Annotated in this window: 15 protein-coding genes; 10 read left to right on the top strand and 5 right to left on the bottom strand. The window is 64.1% G+C overall.

Annotated features, from left to right (window positions below; translation table 11 throughout):
- The first annotated feature begins 6 nt into the window (after nucleotides 1-6).
- Genes rnr through L6639_RS11985 form a run of 3 tightly spaced genes read left to right on the top strand, consistent with a single transcriptional unit; the run spans nucleotide 7 to nucleotide 3,574 of the window.
- Nucleotides 7-2,358: a ribonuclease R gene (rnr, locus tag L6639_RS11995; RefSeq protein WP_237861638.1), complete on the top strand. Its 2,352-nt coding sequence runs from the start codon at nucleotides 7-9 to the stop codon at nucleotides 2,356-2,358.
- Nucleotides 2,352-2,792: a DUF983 domain-containing protein gene (locus L6639_RS11990; protein WP_237861636.1), complete on the top strand. Its 441-nt coding sequence runs from the start codon at nucleotides 2,352-2,354 to the stop codon at nucleotides 2,790-2,792. Before rnr ends, L6639_RS11990 begins: the two co-directional genes overlap by 7 nt.
- Nucleotides 2,793-2,824: 32 nt before the next feature.
- Entirely contained in the window at nucleotides 2,825-3,574 is a 750-nt protein-coding gene (locus tag L6639_RS11985; protein WP_237861635.1) for an NUDIX hydrolase, read from the top strand.
- Nucleotides 3,575-3,632: 58 nt separating this feature from the next.
- Here the strand turns inward: L6639_RS11985 and L6639_RS11980 are convergent, their stop codons facing one another.
- Nucleotides 3,633-4,175, bottom strand: a complete 543-nt coding sequence (locus L6639_RS11980; protein WP_237861634.1) for a hypothetical protein — start codon at nucleotides 4,173-4,175, stop codon at nucleotides 3,633-3,635.
- A 209-nt stretch (nucleotides 4,176-4,384) separates the two neighbouring features.
- Here L6639_RS11980 and L6639_RS11975 point away from each other — a divergent pair, with 209 nt between their 5' ends.
- From L6639_RS11975 to L6639_RS11965, 3 genes are all read left to right on the top strand, one after another.
- Nucleotides 4,385-5,710 carry an LLM class flavin-dependent oxidoreductase gene (locus L6639_RS11975; RefSeq protein ID WP_237861633.1) on the top strand — a complete coding sequence of 442 codons (1,326 nt, stop codon included), beginning with the start codon at nucleotides 4,385-4,387 and terminating at the stop codon, nucleotides 5,708-5,710.
- A 124-nt stretch (nucleotides 5,711-5,834) separates the two neighbouring features.
- On the top strand, nucleotides 5,835-6,002 hold the full coding sequence (rpmG, locus tag L6639_RS11970) for a 50S ribosomal protein L33 (protein WP_057756569.1): 168 nt from the start codon (nucleotides 5,835-5,837) through the stop codon (nucleotides 6,000-6,002).
- Between the two features lie 222 nt (nucleotides 6,003-6,224).
- Nucleotides 6,225-8,069 carry a tetratricopeptide repeat protein gene (locus L6639_RS11965; protein ID WP_237861632.1) on the top strand — a complete coding sequence of 615 codons (1,845 nt, stop codon included), beginning with the start codon at nucleotides 6,225-6,227 and terminating at the stop codon, nucleotides 8,067-8,069.
- A gap of 163 nt (nucleotides 8,070-8,232) precedes the next feature.
- Here L6639_RS11965 and L6639_RS11960 read toward each other — a convergent pair whose 3' ends face one another.
- Nucleotides 8,233-9,471, bottom strand: a complete 1,239-nt coding sequence (locus L6639_RS11960) for an MFS transporter (RefSeq protein ID WP_237861631.1) — start codon at nucleotides 9,469-9,471, stop codon at nucleotides 8,233-8,235.
- Nucleotides 9,472-9,601: 130 nt separating this feature from the next.
- Here L6639_RS11960 and L6639_RS11955 point away from each other — a divergent pair, with 130 nt between their 5' ends.
- Nucleotides 9,602-10,207, top strand: coding sequence for a TetR/AcrR family transcriptional regulator (locus L6639_RS11955; RefSeq protein WP_237861630.1), 606 nt, complete (start codon nucleotides 9,602-9,604; stop codon nucleotides 10,205-10,207).
- Between the two features lie 159 nt (nucleotides 10,208-10,366).
- Here L6639_RS11955 and L6639_RS11950 read toward each other — a convergent pair whose 3' ends face one another.
- The gene (locus L6639_RS11950; RefSeq protein WP_237861628.1) at nucleotides 10,367-11,740 is read right to left on the bottom strand and encodes a PleD family two-component system response regulator; all 1,374 of its coding nucleotides are present in this window, start codon (nucleotides 11,738-11,740) and stop codon (nucleotides 10,367-10,369) included.
- 14 nt (nucleotides 11,741-11,754) lie between these two features.
- Entirely contained in the window at nucleotides 11,755-12,120 is a 366-nt protein-coding gene (locus L6639_RS11945; protein WP_007603272.1) for a response regulator, read from the bottom strand.
- Between the two features lie 250 nt (nucleotides 12,121-12,370).
- On the opposite strand from L6639_RS11945, the gene L6639_RS11940 reads away from it, so the two are divergent.
- The 3 genes from L6639_RS11940 (at nucleotide 12,371) to L6639_RS11930 (ending at nucleotide 14,591) form a co-directional block, all read left to right on the top strand.
- Nucleotides 12,371-12,682 carry a DUF3572 domain-containing protein gene (locus L6639_RS11940; protein WP_128951365.1) on the top strand — a complete coding sequence of 104 codons (312 nt, stop codon included), beginning with the start codon at nucleotides 12,371-12,373 and terminating at the stop codon, nucleotides 12,680-12,682.
- Complete coding sequence (locus tag L6639_RS11935) at nucleotides 12,679-13,968, top strand: DNA polymerase IV (RefSeq protein WP_237861627.1); 1,290 nt, start codon at nucleotides 12,679-12,681, stop codon at nucleotides 13,966-13,968. Before L6639_RS11940 ends, L6639_RS11935 begins: the two co-directional genes overlap by 4 nt.
- Nucleotides 13,969-14,165: 197 nt before the next feature.
- Nucleotides 14,166-14,591, top strand: a complete 426-nt coding sequence (locus tag L6639_RS11930; protein WP_237861626.1) for an ACT domain-containing protein — start codon at nucleotides 14,166-14,168, stop codon at nucleotides 14,589-14,591.
- 139 nt (nucleotides 14,592-14,730) lie between these two features.
- Here the strand turns inward: L6639_RS11930 and L6639_RS11925 are convergent, their stop codons facing one another.
- On the bottom strand, nucleotides 14,731-15,132 hold the full coding sequence (locus tag L6639_RS11925; protein WP_237861625.1) for a RidA family protein: 402 nt from the start codon (nucleotides 15,130-15,132) through the stop codon (nucleotides 14,731-14,733).
- Nucleotides 15,133-15,153: the final 21 nt, after the last annotated feature.

The raw sequence follows: 15,153 nt of genomic DNA, 5'->3' as shown, positions 1-15,153 counted from the left end.
GGTTAAGTGAAACGCAAGAATGACCATGGCTTTCCCGACAGGCAAGCCATCGTCGCCTTCATCAAGGCACATCCAGGAAAGGTCGGAACCCGCGACATCGCGCGCGAGTTCGGCCTGAAGAACGCCGATCGCATCGAGCTCAAGCGCATTTTGCGCGAGCTTGCCGACGACGGCACCATCAAGAAGAAGCGCCACACCGTCTCCGAGCCGGACAGCCTGCCGACGACGCTGGTCGCCGACATCACTGGTCGCGATTCTGACGGCGAACTGATCGCCTCCCCCAGCGAATGGGACGAGGTCGAGAGCGGCGAGCCGCCAAAGATCCTCATCACAATGCCGCGCCGGCCGAAGCCGGGTACCGCCGCCGGCGTCGGCGACCGCGCACTGCTGCGGGTCGAGCCGACCAACGAGAACGAAGGCCCGGCCTATCGCGGCCATATCATCAAGGTCTTCGACAAGACCAAGAGCCGCATCCTCGGGGTCTTCCGCAGTCTGCCTGAAGGTGGCGGACGGCTGGTCCCTGTCGACAAGAAGTCCGCCGACCGCGAGCTGAACATCGCAGCCGCCGACACGCGCGACGCGCAGGACGGCGACCTCGTGAGCGTCGACATCGTCCGCACCCGTAGTTTCGGGCTGGCTTCGGGCCGGGTCAAGGAGAAGCTCGGTTCGGTCAAGTCGGAGAAGGCGATCAGCCTGATCGCGATCTACGCCCACGACATCCCCTTGCAATTCTCCTCCGCCGCCGAGCGCGAGGCGGAAGCGGCGGAGCCGGCTAACCTTAGGGGACGCGAGGACTGGCGCGACGTGCCGCTCGTCACCATCGATCCGCCTGACGCCAAGGATCACGACGACGCGGTGCACGCGCAGGCCGATCCCGATCCGAACAACAAGGGCGGCTTCATCGTCGACGTCGCCATCGCGGATGTGAGCTTCTACGTGCAGCCGGGCACCGCGCTCGATCGCGCCGCGCTCGACCGTGGCAACTCGGTCTATTTCCCCGACCGCGTCGTGCCGATGCTGCCCGAGCGCATCTCCAACAATCTCTGCTCGCTGGTGCCGGGCGAGCCGCGCGGCGCGCTCGCGGTGCGGATGATCATTGCGCCCGACGGCCGCAAGCGCTCGCACAGCTTCCATCGCATCCTGATGCGCTCGGCCGCCAAGCTGAGCTACGCGCAGGCACAAGCCGCGATCGATGGACGGCCTGACGACACCACCGGCCCCCTGCTCGATCCGATCCTGAGGCCGCTCTATGCAGCCTATGCCTGCGTCAAGCGGGCCCGTGACGAGCGCGATCCGCTCAATCTCGATCTGCCCGAGCGCAAGATCCTGCTGAAGAGCGACGGCACGGTCGACCGCGTCGTCGTGCCCGAGCGCCTCGATGCGCACAAGCTGATCGAGGAGTTCATGATCCTCGCCAATGTCGCGGCGGCCGAGATGCTGGAGAAGAAATCGCTCCCGCTGATCTACCGCGTGCATGACGAGCCGACGCTCGAAAAAGTCCACGCACTCTCGGAATTTTTGCAAACGCTCGATGTTCCCTTCGCCAAATCAGGCGCGTTGCGCCCGGCCCTGTTCAACCGCGTGCTGGCGCAGCTTGAGGGCCACGACCACTTCCCGCTGGTGAGCGAGGTGGTGCTCCGCGCCCAGGCGCAGGCGGAATACTCCTCCGAGAATTACGGGCATTTCGGCCTGAATTTGCGCCGCTACGCGCATTTCACCTCGCCGATCCGCCGCTATGCCGACCTCGTCGTCCATCGCGCGCTGGTCCGCGCATTGGGCCTGGGCGAAGGCGCCCTGCCCGACAGCGAGACCGCGGAATCGCTGGGCGAAGTCGCCGCGCATATTTCGCTGACCGAGCGGCGTGCGATGAAGGCGGAGCGCGAGACCGTCGACCGCCTGATCGCCCATCACCTCGCCGACCGTATCGGTTCGACTTTCCAGGGCCGCGTCTCCGGCGTCACCCGCGCCGGCCTGTTCGTCAAGCTGAGCGAGACCGGCGCCGACGGCCTGATCCCGATCCGATCCCTCGGCACGGAATATTTCAACTATGACGAGAGCCGCCACGCGCTGATCGGCACGCGCAGCGGTACCATGTACCAGCTCGGCGACGTCGTCGACATCAGGCTGATTGAAGCGGCCCCCATCGCCGGCGCGCTGCGTTTCGAGTTGCTGTCGTCCTCAAGCGAGACGAGCCCGCGCGATCGCAGGCGACCCGGCCCGCAACGTCGTCCCTCGTTCAAGGCGCATCCGGGCCGCAGTCCGGATAAAAAACGCAAGCCGTCAAAGCCCAAGCCCGGCAAGAAGGGCAAGGGTAAGAACAAGGGCAAGAGCAAGGGCAAGAAGGGCAAGGCATGGTGACCATGAGCACGGCGCCAAAAATCTGGACGCGCGAGACCGGCCTCGTTGAGAAGCGCGATCTCTGGGCCGCGATGAAGCGCGGCTTTCGCGGCCGCTGCCCGCGCTGCGGCCAGGGAAAGCTGTTCCGCGCCTTCCTCAAGACGGCGGACAATTGTGCAGCTTGCGGCCTCGACTTCACGCCGCACCGCGCCGACGATCTGCCCGCCTATCTCGTGATCGTCATCGTCGGCCACATCGTGGTGCCCACGATCCTCTGGATCGAGACCAATTACACGACGCCGGTCTGGCTCAGCTTCGTGGCCTACCTGCCGTTCACCTTCTTTGCGTCGCTCGCCCTGCTGCAGCCGGTGAAGGGAGCTGTGGTCGGCTTGCAATGGGCTCTGCGCATGCACGGGTTTGACGAGAACCCGCCTGATGGTATTCCGCCTGTGTAAGCACAATAAGCAAGAACAGTCCGGGTGAGGATATGAGCGACACGGCGCAGACGACCGAGAAGGCAAAAGTCCACGAGGAAAAGGAAGCCGATCACCATCCCTATTTCCGCCCGCGGGATGCGGCGACGCTGATCCTGGTCGATCGCAGCGGCGGCACTCCAAAGGTGTTGGTCGGCAAGCGCCACGACAAGGTGGTGTTCATGCCCGGCAAATTCGTCTTCCCAGGCGGCCGCGTCGACAAGGACGATCACCGCGTGCCGTGTGCTGCCCCCATCACCGCCGAGCTCGAAGCCAATCTCGCCAAGGGCAGCCCGAAGACGCCGGCCTCGCGCGCCAAATCGCTGGCGATTGCCGCGATCCGCGAAGCCTGCGAGGAGACCGGCCTCTGCCTCGGCCGCAAGAATGAAGGCAAAGCAAAACTCGAAGGCCCCTGGAAGCCGTTCGCCGATGCTGGCCTCCTGCCCGATCCCTCCAGCCTGTTCCTGATCGCGCGCGCGATCACCCCGCCCGGCCGCGTGAAGCGGTTCGACACGCGCTTCTTCACGGCAGATGCCTCCGCGATCACCCACCATGTCGAGGGCGTGATCCATGCGGATGCGGAGCTGGTCGAACTGGTCTGGGTCGAACTCGGCTCAAAGCCGCTCGCCGATCTGCATCCCATGACACGGAATGTCCTCAACGAGCTCGACACGCGTCTTGCCACCGGCCCGCTGCGTCACGATGGGCCGGTGCCGTTCTTCCACTTCTACGGCGGCAAGATGCAGAAGGATGTCTTGACGTAGCGTTTTCAAGCGAAGTGGCTACCGGTTCGCGTGAAGAAAACGCGTCAAAACAAGACTTTCAATCCGCGTCCGGCTCCGTGCCGACATAATCGCGCGCCGGCAAATTCAGGGCACGCCCGAGGTCCCGAGCAAGCTGGTTGGCGTCCTCGCGTTTGGTGAAGCTCATCAGCGAAATCGCTTCGGTGCCCTTGTTGCCGCAGAGATTGACGTCGTAGGTGGTCAGTTGAGGATCATAGTCGTCGGTGATGCTGATGAAGTGATAATCGGCGAGATCACGGGACTTTCGAAAATTCAGCGGGCCGAACTGCCTGGTGACGACGATCTGGCGCAACGCCTCGTTGAGCACGACGAAGGTGCGGAAGGTCAGCAGGATCAGGCCGGGAATGCCGACGAGCAGCCCGAGACCCGAAAACACCAGCACCGGCACGAGATCGTCGGCCAACCGGCCGAAGCCGGAGAAATCCTGGCGCAGGCCGAGCGCGACATTCCAGAGCAGATAGCCGCTGGCCGCCAGCAGCGGCAGCGAGAGCAGCCGGCCGAACCACGGCATCGGCCGGTCGATCCGGACGATGCTGCCGTCTACGGTCATTGCGCTGGCCATGTCATGCTTCCCTTCGGTTCTTGGCTTGGTCGGATCGACCGGCCGATTGGTTCGAGAGCCGCCCCGCTCTCGTCCCCTCATGGCCCTCAATGACGCGATTGTGCTGAGCGTGTCGCGAAAAACAAAAAATTCTCTTAGCCATCCCAATGGCGGAGTTCCCCGGCGTGCCTATGTGTTTCCGAACGACATCAAGAACGGACCAGGGCGCGATGGCACAACGGCAACTCAAGCTTGGCGCGTTCATGCGCCCGATCAGCATCCACACCGGCGCCTGGCGCTATCCCGGGGCCTGGCCCGACGCTAACTTCAACTTCGGTCACATCAAGCAGCTGATCCAGAAGCTCGAGGCCGGCAAGTTCGACGCCTTCTTCATGGCCGATCATTTGGCCGTGCTGAACATGCCGGTCAATGCGCTCAAGCGCAGCCACACCGTGACCTCGTTCGAGCCGTTCACGCTGCTCTCGGCGCTCTCCGCCGTCACCGAGCGCATCGGCCTGATCGCGACCGGCTCGACCACCTTCGACGAGCCCTATCACGTCGCCCGCCGCTTCGCCTCGCTCGACCATCTCAGCGGCGGCCGTGCGGGGTGGAACATCGTCACCACCTCCAACCCGGATGCGGCGCTGAATTTCGGCCTCGACGACCACATGGAGCACGCCGAGCGCTACAAGCGCGCCCGCGAGTTCTACGACGTCGTCACGGGCCTCTGGGATTCCTTCGCCGACGACGCCTTCGTGCGCGACGTCGAGAGCGGGCTGTTCTTCGATCCCGCAAAGATGCACGTGCTCGACCACCAGGGCAAATATCTGAAGGTGCGCGGCCCGCTCAACATCGCCCGTCCCGTGCAGGGCTGGCCGCTGATCGTGCAGGCCGGCGCCTCCGAAGACGGCAAGCAGCTCGCGGCCGAGACCGCGGAGGCCGTGTTCACCGGCGGCGGCAGCCTCGCCGACGGACAGAAGCTCTATGCCGACATCAAGGGCCGCATGGAGAAGATCGGCCGCGACCCCGAACACCTGAAGATTCTCCCCGGCGCCTTCGTCGTGGTCGGAGACAGCGTCGACGAGGCGAAGGAGAAGCGCGCGCTGCTCGATAGCCGCGTGCACTACGACAGCGCCATCGCGTCGCTCTCCGTCATCCTCGGCACCGATGCCTCCGGCTTCGATCCTGATGGACAGCTGCCGGAGATTCCCGAGACCAACGCCAGCAAGAGCGGCCGCCAGCGCATGGTCGACCTCGCCCGGCGCGACAAGCTCACCGTGCGCCAGCTCGCCCAGCGCGTCGGCGGTTACGGCGGGCTGTCCTTCGTCGGCACGGCGAAAACCATCGCCGACCAGATGGAGGAATGGCTGGTCGGACGCGGCTCCGACGGCTTCAACATCATGTTCCCGTTCCTGCCCGCCGGCCTCGACGATTTCGTCGACAAGGTCGTCCCGGAGCTGCAAAAGCGCGGGATTTTCCGCAAAGAGTATGAAGGCGCTACTTTGAGGGAGAATCTGGGCCTTCCGCGGCCAAAAAACCGCTTCTTCGAGGGGTAATCGGCCCGATTTGAGTGGTTTTCCAGCCCTAAAACCTTGACATCAGGCGGTTTCTGGCTAGGTTGCCGGCCAACGCGGGCCGTTTGGCCGGCTCCAGATTCCCCAATTTTCTGAGGTTCAGAACATGGCCAAAGCGGTCACCATCAAGGTCAAGCTCGTGTCCTCGGCCGACACCGGCTTCTACTACGTCGCCAAGAAGAATTCGCGCACCATGACCGACAAGCTGGTCAAGAAGAAGTACGATCCCGTCGCGCGCAAGCATGTCGAGTTCAAGGAAGCCAAGATCAAGTAAGATCGGCGATAGCGATGAGTTTTGCGGGGCCCTTTCGGGCCCCGTTTTCGTTCGGGGCCCAATCTCTCCACACGTCATTGCGAGCATGGAGTGGCAGCACGCGCCCCTCTCCTGTCCCGGACGCGCAGCACGCCGCCAGCCTCGCGAAATCCCGGCATGGTTAGAAGGAGTAGCCTCGCGGCCTTCCATTGCGGGGTGGATACTCCTCCACTCTAACCGTCCATGAATCGCAGAGAGCGCCGAGCCACCGCGGCCAAACATTCCGGAAGGGTCACGCCGGCCACACTCTGCCAGGCCGGCTTTGCGCATCTTCAATCGGGACGCATTGCCGAAGCCGAGCTGTGCTGCCGGCAGGCGTTGACGCTCGACGAGCAACATCCGGATGCGCTTCACCTGCTCGGGGCGCTCTGCTTTCACGCGCAACAACCTGACGCAGCCGTGGAATGGATTGACCGCGCCGTCCAACAGGCGCCGAAGGCAGAATATCTCCTCAGCCTTGCCACGGTGCTGGAGCGACAGGGCCGGCTCGAGGACGCTCGCCAGCATTTCAGCAAGGCCTCGAGTCTCAAACCCGATGATGCCAGCCTCTGGAATCACATCGGCAATCTGCTCTGGCAACTCGGGCACAAGGACGAAGCCGCAAAGCACTTGCAGCAGGCCTTGAAGCTCAATCCGAATTACTGGGAAGCCGCGCACAATGGTGGCATGCTGCTTCTTGAACTCGGCCGGCATGCGGAAGCCGTCGAATGCTTTGATGTCACCGAGAAACTGAATCGAACTTCCGCAGCCCTGCATCAGATGCGCGCCGTTTGTCTCTCCGCGCTCAACCGCTTCGACGAAGCGGAGGCCGACTACGAAAAGTCCATCGCGCTCGATCCGAACCTCGCGGAGACGCACAACAATCTCGGCCTCTTGCATTGGCGCTTTGGCCGGCTGGAACAGGCCTTTGCCTGCTTCGATCGGGCGCTGGCGCTTCGCCCGGATTCCCATGCCGTGCTCAACAACAAGGCCGTGGTGTTGCTGCACCTGCAAATGCTGGACGAGGCTTTCGCGACCCTGCACAGATCGCTCGCGGCCGCCCCCGACGATGCGCAGACGCTGTTCTATCTGGCGACGCTTCAGCTCCTCACCGGCGATTTCGAGCGCGGCTGGCCCGCTCGCGAGGCGCGCTGGAGATTGCCGTCAGTCGGCCTGGTCGATCGCGGCTTTTCAAAACCGCTCTGGCGCGGCGAGCGGCCGCTCGAAGGCAAGACCATCCTGCTGCACTCCGACGAGGGGCTAGGCGATGCGATCCAGTTCGCCCGCTATGTGCCGATGGTGGCGGCATCAGGCGCGCACGTCATCCTGGAGGTCGAGCCTCCGATCCAGCAGCTTTTGGGCGGCATCGAAGGAGTCGCAGAGTGCATCGGCCGATCGTCGACGCCAGCCTTCGACCTGCACTGCCCCTTGGGAACGCTGCCGCTGGCATTCGGGACGCGGCTCGATACGATCCCACTCGCGCAAGGCTATATCCCTGCCCCGCCGGCAGCGCGCGTAAAGGCATGGCAAGACCGGCTTGGCCCCCACGATCGCTTTCGCGTCGGCCTGGTCTGGGCGGGCAACCCTGATCACAAGAACGATCACAACAGATCGATGGCGCTGCGCACGCTCGCGCCGCTACTTGATTGCGACGTCCAGTTCGTCTCCCTGCAAAAAGGCGTACGCGATCAGGACCGTGCCTTCCTCGCCGAACGCCGTGACATCGTCGACCTCACGGAGCAGCTCACCGATTTCAGCGAAACAGCGGCGCTGATCTCCTGTCTCGATCTCGTGATCTCCGTCGACACCAGCGTCGCCCACCTCGCCGGCGCGCTTCGAGCCCCCGTCTGGACGCTGGTGCCCTTCAATCCTGATTGGCGCTGGCTGCTCGAGCGCGATGACAGCCCGTGGTATCAGTCGATGCGGCTGTTCAGGCAAACGCAGCGAGGGGACTGGACTGGCGTCGTGGAGAACGTTCGCGACGAATTGGAGGGCCGGGTTTCAGCGTGGCGGTCAAAGCAGGATCAGGCTTTGCTCCTGCCGGTGTGATCAAGTCACCACCGCTCGTGTCCCGGACTCGCTGCAGCCTAGGCGATGCGCGACATCGTCCGGCAACGCTGCTACGCGGGGCCGGTAATTTTCTGATCCGTCATCCTGAGGTGCGAGCCACGCGGCGCAGTTGCGCGGAGGTGACAATGAAATACCAAGTGACTCAGGCCGTCCGCAGCACCGGCGCCGGCGGCTGCGACGGACGGATCAGCGCGAACGCGACCTGGATGACGCCGCCGGCAAGGCCGAGCGCGACGCCGATACGCCAGGCCATGCTGTAGGAGCCGAGCGCGTCGTAGATCAGCCCTCCTCCGTAGGCGCCGAGGAAGCTGCCGATCTGATGGCTCATGAAGGCGAGGCCCTGGATCATGGCCTGCCAGCGCAGGCCGAACATCTCGGCGACGGCTCCCGCAACCAGCGGGCCGACGCCCATCCACAGAAAGCCCATGATGGCGCCGAACAGCAGCGTCGAGAACGGCGTCGCCGGCAGCATGAAGTACCAGGCGAGCGCCAGCGAGCGCAGGACGTAGATCGCCCCTAACAGCGCGAGCTTGTTCCAGCGCTGGCCGGCCCAACCGAAGAACAGCGAGCCCAGCACGTTGAAGCCGCCGATCATGCCGAGCGTCTGCGCGCTGAGCATCGGATCTAGGCCGCAGATCGCCAGATACGACGGCAGATGCGTGGTGAGGAACACGAGCTGCATGCCGCAGACGAGATAGGCGCAAGTCATCACCACGAAGGCGGCATTGCCGAACGCGGCCTTCGCTACGGACGCTGCCGTGGCATCGCCGAGGTCGTCAGCGGCCGGCTTCGGCAGTGGAATGGCGTCAACACGGCCAGCATACCACGCGGCGGGGATCATCAGCACCGACATGACGACGAAGCCGGCAAGGCCGATACGCCAGCCAAAACCTTCATTGAGCATCTGCCCGATCGGGGCCGACAGCAGCGCGCCGAGCGAGCCGGCGCCGGAGACGATGCCGAGCACGGTCGAGCGCACTGTTGCAGGGACCGCGCGCGCCGCCACCGACATCGCGATCGCCGCAGCCGTGCAGGCCAGCGAGGTGCCGATCAGCACGCCGGCACCGATCATGATGCTGACGAGACCGTTGGCGGTCGCCATCAGGATGAGGCCGACAATGTACATCAGCGCGCCCACGATCATGATCGGGCGGAAGCCGAAGCGCACCGTCATCGCGCCGGCGAGCGGCTGGAGGAAGCCCCAGGCGAGGTTTTGAACCGCAAGCGCCAGCGTGAAGTCCGATACCGAGAGGTGGATGTCGTGCGTCAGCGGCTGCATGAAGATGCCGAGCGATTGCCGCAGACCCATGCTCAGCGTCAGCATGATCGAGGCGCCGATCAGGATCGGCAATGTCGGACGCAGGACCTGCAACAGGGGCATTTTTGTTCTCCCTCATGGGCGCTTCAGGCGCGCCGGCATCCGCATTTCGCGTTGATTTTGATTACACAGACCTGTGTAATTAGTCTATAAGAGGCCGGCGCTGTCAAGCCAACAGGACGCATCACGACGCATGGCTCCCCCGCCCGCCCCACAGACGATGAAAGAGCGGATCCTTCAGACCGCCGACAAGCTGTTCTATCTGCAGGGCATTCGCGCCATCGGCGTCGACACCATCGCAGCCGAGATCGGCATCTCCAAGCGCACGCTCTACAACCACTTCCCGTCCAAGGATGCGCTGATCGCGGCCTATCTGGAGCGCCGCTTCGTCTGCGCCCGCCCCTCCGACAGGCCGCCGGTCGAGCAGATTCTCGGCACCTTCGATTCGCTGGAGCGGCGTTTCTCAGCCAAGGATTTTCGCGGCTGCCCGTTCGTGAATGCGGTCGCCGAGCTCGGCCCCACGGACCGCGCCGTGAAGAAGATCGCCATCGCCTTCAAGGAAAGCCGCCGCGTCTGGTTTCGCGAACGGCTGAACGAGCTAGGGGTTGCGGAAGCAGATGCGCTCGCAACGCAACTCGTGCTGCTGGTCGACGGCTCGATCGCGCAGGATTTGGTGCGCGACGATCCAGCGATGGCGCGGGCAGCCAAGGAAGCGGCGAAGGTGTTGTTGCGGAATGCGGGGGTGGATGTGGGGGGTGATGCGAAGCCGGCCGTGAAGGGCAAGCGCGCGCCGCAATAACCGCTGTCGCAGCATGCCCAGATGTCATCACCCGCGAAAGCGGGTGATCCAGTATTCCAGAGGCAGTTGTGATTGAACGAGAGGCTGCGGCGTACTGGATTCCCCGCCTGCGCGGGGAATGACAGCGGAGGGTGTGGCGCTAGCGACTGCACACGACTATCACGCCGCCTGCGACACCACCCGATTGCGCCCATCGTGCTTGGCACGATACAGCGCCATATCAGCACGCTTGAGGACGTCGGCGACCGCCTCGCCCTTCTGCTCCAGCGTGGTCAGGCCGATCGAGATCGTGACCTCGACCCGCTTGGTGCCCTTGTGGATGGCGAAGGGCTCGCCGGCAATCGAGCGGCGCAGGCGCTCGGCGACCATGCCGGCGACGTGGAGATCGGTCTCCGGCATCACGATGACGAACTCCTCGCCGCCGTAGCGGCAGGCCAGATCGATGCCGCGGATCGATTTGCGCACGCGCACCGCGAACTCGCGCAGCACGTCGTCGCCGCCGTCGTGGCCGAAATTGTCGTTGATCGACTTGAAAAAGTCGATGTCCAAAATCATCAGCGCCAGCGGCTTGCCGCGCGTGGATGCCTGCTCGGCGAGCGTTGCCAGATGGCTTTCCATGTAGCGGCGATTGTGCAGGCCGGTGAGCGCGTCGGTGATCGCCATCTCGATCGAGTTCTGCACGTTGTCGCGCAAATGATCGGTGTAGCGGCGGCGGCGAATTTGGGTGCGGGCGCGCGCCAGGAGCTCGGTCTTGTCGATCGGGCGCAGCAGATAGTCGTTGACGCCGATCTCCAGGCCACGCAGCAGCCGCGTGGAGTTCTCGGCTTCCGCAATCGCCAGGATCGGCACGTGACGCGTGCGCTCCAGCGAGCGGGCCTGGCTGCACAGCCTGAGGCCATCGAAATTGTTGAGGTCGAGCGAGACGATCAGGAGATCGTAGTTGCCCTCGGCCGCGTGGAACAACGCTTCGGTCGGATTGGGCTCGACGTCGACGGTGTGCTCGGCGGCGAGGATCGTCGCCAGCCGCTCGTAGGACGACGCGCGATCGTCGACCAGGAGGATGCGACCGCCCTTGCCGGTGTCGGCCACGGCACTGCGCTCGGGCGCCTGCATGCCGATCTCGAGCGAGGTGATGGCGCGCATGCGCAGCTCGTCCGTCATCATCTTCAGTCGCGTCAGCGAGCGCACGCGCGCGATCAATACGACGTCGGAGACGGGTTTTGTCAGGAAGTCGTCGGCGCCGGCCTCGAGGCCACGGTTGCGATCGGCGGGGCTGTCGAGCGCGGTGACCATCACGACGGGAATGTGGTGCGTAGCCGGATCGGTCTTGAGGCGGCGGCAGACTTCGAAGCCGTCCATGTCGGGCATCATCACGTCGAGCAGGATGATGTCGCATTCGGCGCGGCGGGCCAGGGCCAGCGCTTCGGTGCCGTTCGAGGCGGTCATCACGTCGAAATATTCGGCCGAGAGACGGGCTTCGAGGAGTTTGACGTTGGCGGGAACGTCATCGACGACAAGGATACGCGCGGACACTTTGAACTCACTTCCTATCCGATAAAACGCCGGACCGTCTCAATGAATTTGCCGACCGAGATCGGCTTGGACAAATAGGCTTCGCAGCCGCCCTCGCGGATGCGCTCTTCGTCGCCCTTCATCGCGAAGGCCGTGACCGCGACGACGGGAATGGAACGCAGCTCCGGATCGTCCTTGATCCAGCGCGTCACCTCGAGGCCGGAGACCTGAGGCAATTGGATATCCATCAGCACGAGGTCGGGCCGCATCTTGCGGACGAGGTCGAGCGCCTCGTAGCCGTTGCTGGTGCCGGTGGTCTGGTAGCCGTGCGCCTCCAACAGGTCGCGGAAGAGCTTCATGTTGAGCTCGTTGTCTTCCACGATCAGGACGGTCTTAGCCATCCCGCCCTCCTGTTTGGTCCAAAGACCGATGCATGTGACGCCTCAGGCGCCGCTTTCCGGCGCTTCGAAAACTGGATTCAAACTAGCCTCAGATTCGCTTGAGTTTCGTTAAACCCGAGGGGCCACTTTCTGCGATGTGGTTTCCAGTTGCTTGTTTGGGCCAGCAGGATTCGAGGCCGAGACTCAGTCCCCAGACTCGGGCATATTCCAAAGTAGACACCGAAAGTTAACGGAAAGGCAAACCGGGCCCTTGAAAAAGCCTGTTCACAACCCCCGCGAAGTCGCTGAAATCGTTGCGATTCAGGCTCTGTCCTTCGTCGCCGGCGAGCCTGAAAGGCTGGGCCTGTTCCTGGCCGAGACAGGGGTCGGTCCGGAGACGCTCCGGAATGCCGCCTCGGACCCGAATTTCCTGCTCAGCGTGCTCGATTTCGTGCTGCGCGATGACGACACCGTGAAGGCCTTTGCCAAGGCCTCGGAACTGCATCCGACCAACGTTGCCGCCGCGCGGCAGGTGCTGGGCGATGCGCTCGGCGACCGGACCTGGGAGCGCGACGTGCCGTGACCGCCCCCGATACGGCCGGACCCCGCTGCTTCTGCCGGGATTGTCTGGCCGATCTGGATATGGGTGTGCGGCGCTGTTCCGCCTGTGGCTCCCCTCGCCTCGTCCGTCACCACGCGCTTGCGGGGCTCACCATCGCCCATGTCGACTGCGACGCCTTCTATGCGACGGTCGAGAAGCGCGACAATCCTGACATCGCCGACAAGCCGGTCATCATCGGCGGGGGCAAACGCGGCGTGGTCTCGGCCGCCTGCTACATCGCGCGGACCTATGGCGTCCGCTCGGCGATGCCGATGTTCAAGGCGTTGGAGGCCTGCCCGCATGCGACCGTGATTCCGCCTGACATGGCGAAGTATGTCCGCGTCGGCCGCGAGGTTCGGCAGGCCATGCAGGCGCTGACCCCGTTGGTCGAGCCGCTGTCGATCGACGAGGCCTTTCTCGATCTCTCCGGCACCGAGCGTGTGCACGGCATGATCCCCGCAAAAGTGCTGGCGCGCTTTGCCCGCGAGGTCGAGCGCGACGTCGGCATCACCGTTTCGGTCGGCCTGTCCTGCAACAAGTTCCTGGCCAAGATCGCCTCCGACCTCGACAAGCCGCGCGGCTTCGCCGCACTCGACCAGGAGGAAGCGCGGACCATGCTGGCGGAAAAGCCGGTCGGCTTCATTTTTGGCGTTGGCCCGGCAACGCAAGAACGTCTCATGCAGCGCGGCTTCCGCATCATCGCCGATCTCCAGAAGGCCGACGAGATCGAGTTGATGCGACAATTTCCGAGCGAGGGCCGCCGGCTGTGGCGGCTGGCGCGCGGTATCGACGATCGCCGCGTCGAGGCCGATCGCGGCGCCAAGACGATTTCCAGCGAAACCACGTTCGAGACCGACATCCGCGATTTCGCGACGCTGGAGAAGATCCTGTGGCGGCTGTGCGAGAAGACGTCGTCGCGGCTCAAGAGCAGCGAGCTTGCCGGCTCGACCGTCACGCTGAAGCTGAAGACGGCTGACTTCCGCCAGCGCACGCGCTCGCAGTCGATTGCAGCCCCGACGCAGCTTGCCGCAAAGATCTTCTCGATCTGCCGCGAGATGCTGGCGAAAGAGATCGACGGCACCGCCTTCCGCCTGATGGGCGCCGGCGTCAGCGCGCTCCGCGACGGCTCCCCCGCCGACGACACCGACATGCTCGACCGCCGCGCCGCCCATGCCGAGCGGGCGGTCGACAGTCTGCGCAAGAAGTTCGGAAATGCCGCAGTCATTCGCGGCCTTGCTTATGACGGGCCGGAGAAGGTGCAGGAGTGATCTCGCGGCGACGGAGGTGTCGATCCCGTCATCCTGAGGTGCGAAACACGTGGCGCAACGCGCCGGGTGGAGAGCCTCGAAGGATAGACGGCCGAGACGCAGCCGCGCCGTTCACCCTTCGACGCCTCCGCTGCGCTCCGGCACCTCAGGATGACGGGGATAGGTTCTTACCTCCGACTGCGATGACAGGAATAATCGTGACAGCTGAATGCGATCTCACCGCGCTACTGCAAAACATGAAGCCGGAGCTGCGGCTGGGCATCTTCGTGTTCTGCACGATTCCGCCAGGCGCGAGCATTCCAGGGACAGTCACACCGCTGCTGACGTTTCGCGAGCAGGAAGGAACGACGCTGGTCATCCCACTTGAAGAAGCCGAAGCTGCAGGACTAAACCATGCATTTGCTTCGCGCCTCATCACGCTGACAGTCCATTCCGCACTTGACGCCGTGGGGTTCCTTGCGGCAATCACGGCGCCCCTGGCCGAAGCCGGCATCAGCGTCAACGCCGTGTCAGCGTTTCATCACGACCACCTCTTCGTGCCCGCAGACCGGGCTGACGAAGCGATGGCGTTGCTGGTGGGGCTATCACCCTTGCCCATTTCGAAAAAGACCAGCATGGCATAATGCCACTGTTTTGCCCGACGCGTCAAACAAAATTCGTAAAATACGAATTAGCGGCATCCGTTCCAAACGCGCTTCTACTGTGCATGGGGTTGTTTTCCACTTCTTGCCGGCACGGCTCGGCAAGGAGGGAACACCGCACTCAATCCGCGACCGCGATCGCCTCGATCTCGATCAGCCACTCCGGCACGGCCAGCGCAGAGACGCCGACGAGCGTCGAGGCTGGCGGCTCCCTGCCTTCGAAGAAGGCCGAGCGGGCCTTGCCGATGATCGGGCGCAGCTCCGGCTTGTAGCCGACGACGAAGGTCGTGATCTTGACGATGTTGGCGTAAGTGGCGCCGGCCGCCTTCAAGGCGTGACCGAGATTCTGCATCACCTGCGTGGTCTGCGCGGCGATATCGCCCTCGCCGACGATCCGCCCCTCCTCATCGGTCGACACCTGACCGGAGATGTAGATCGTTCGCGCCCCGGAGGCGGTGACGACGTGGGAATAAGCGGGATTGTGATGCAGGCCGCTGGGGCGGAGATGATCGAGCTTGGGCATGGGCTGGCTCCCGACGTTTAT

This window comes from Bradyrhizobium zhengyangense (assembly GCF_022012555.1).
Taxonomy (GTDB): domain Bacteria; phylum Pseudomonadota; class Alphaproteobacteria; order Rhizobiales; family Xanthobacteraceae; genus Bradyrhizobium; species Bradyrhizobium zhengyangense.
Note: the sequence above shows the minus strand (reverse complement) of the source record. Positions and strands in the feature narration are given on the sequence as shown.

Coding starts and splice junctions, on each gene's coding strand:
- L6639_RS11925 (WP_237861625.1), bottom strand. CDS start 15,132: ATGCCCAAGCTCGATCATCTCCGCCCCAGCGGCCTGCATCACAATCCC.
- L6639_RS11945 (WP_007603272.1), bottom strand. CDS start 12,120: ATGGCTAAGACCGTCCTGATCGTGGAAGACAACGAGCTCAACATGAAG.
- L6639_RS11975 (WP_237861633.1), top strand. CDS start 4,385: ATGGCACAACGGCAACTCAAGCTTGGCGCGTTCATGCGCCCGATCAGC.
- L6639_RS11955 (WP_237861630.1), top strand. CDS start 9,602: ATGGCTCCCCCGCCCGCCCCACAGACGATGAAAGAGCGGATCCTTCAG.
- L6639_RS11990 (WP_237861636.1), top strand. CDS start 2,352: ATGGTGACCATGAGCACGGCGCCAAAAATCTGGACGCGCGAGACCGGC.
- L6639_RS11965 (WP_237861632.1), top strand. CDS start 6,225: ATGAATCGCAGAGAGCGCCGAGCCACCGCGGCCAAACATTCCGGAAGG.
- L6639_RS11960 (WP_237861631.1), bottom strand. CDS start 9,471: ATGCCCCTGTTGCAGGTCCTGCGTCCGACATTGCCGATCCTGATCGGC.
- L6639_RS11985 (WP_237861635.1), top strand. CDS start 2,825: ATGAGCGACACGGCGCAGACGACCGAGAAGGCAAAAGTCCACGAGGAA.
- L6639_RS11980 (WP_237861634.1), bottom strand. CDS start 4,175: ATGGCCAGCGCAATGACCGTAGACGGCAGCATCGTCCGGATCGACCGG.
- rpmG (WP_057756569.1), top strand. CDS start 5,835: ATGGCCAAAGCGGTCACCATCAAGGTCAAGCTCGTGTCCTCGGCCGAC.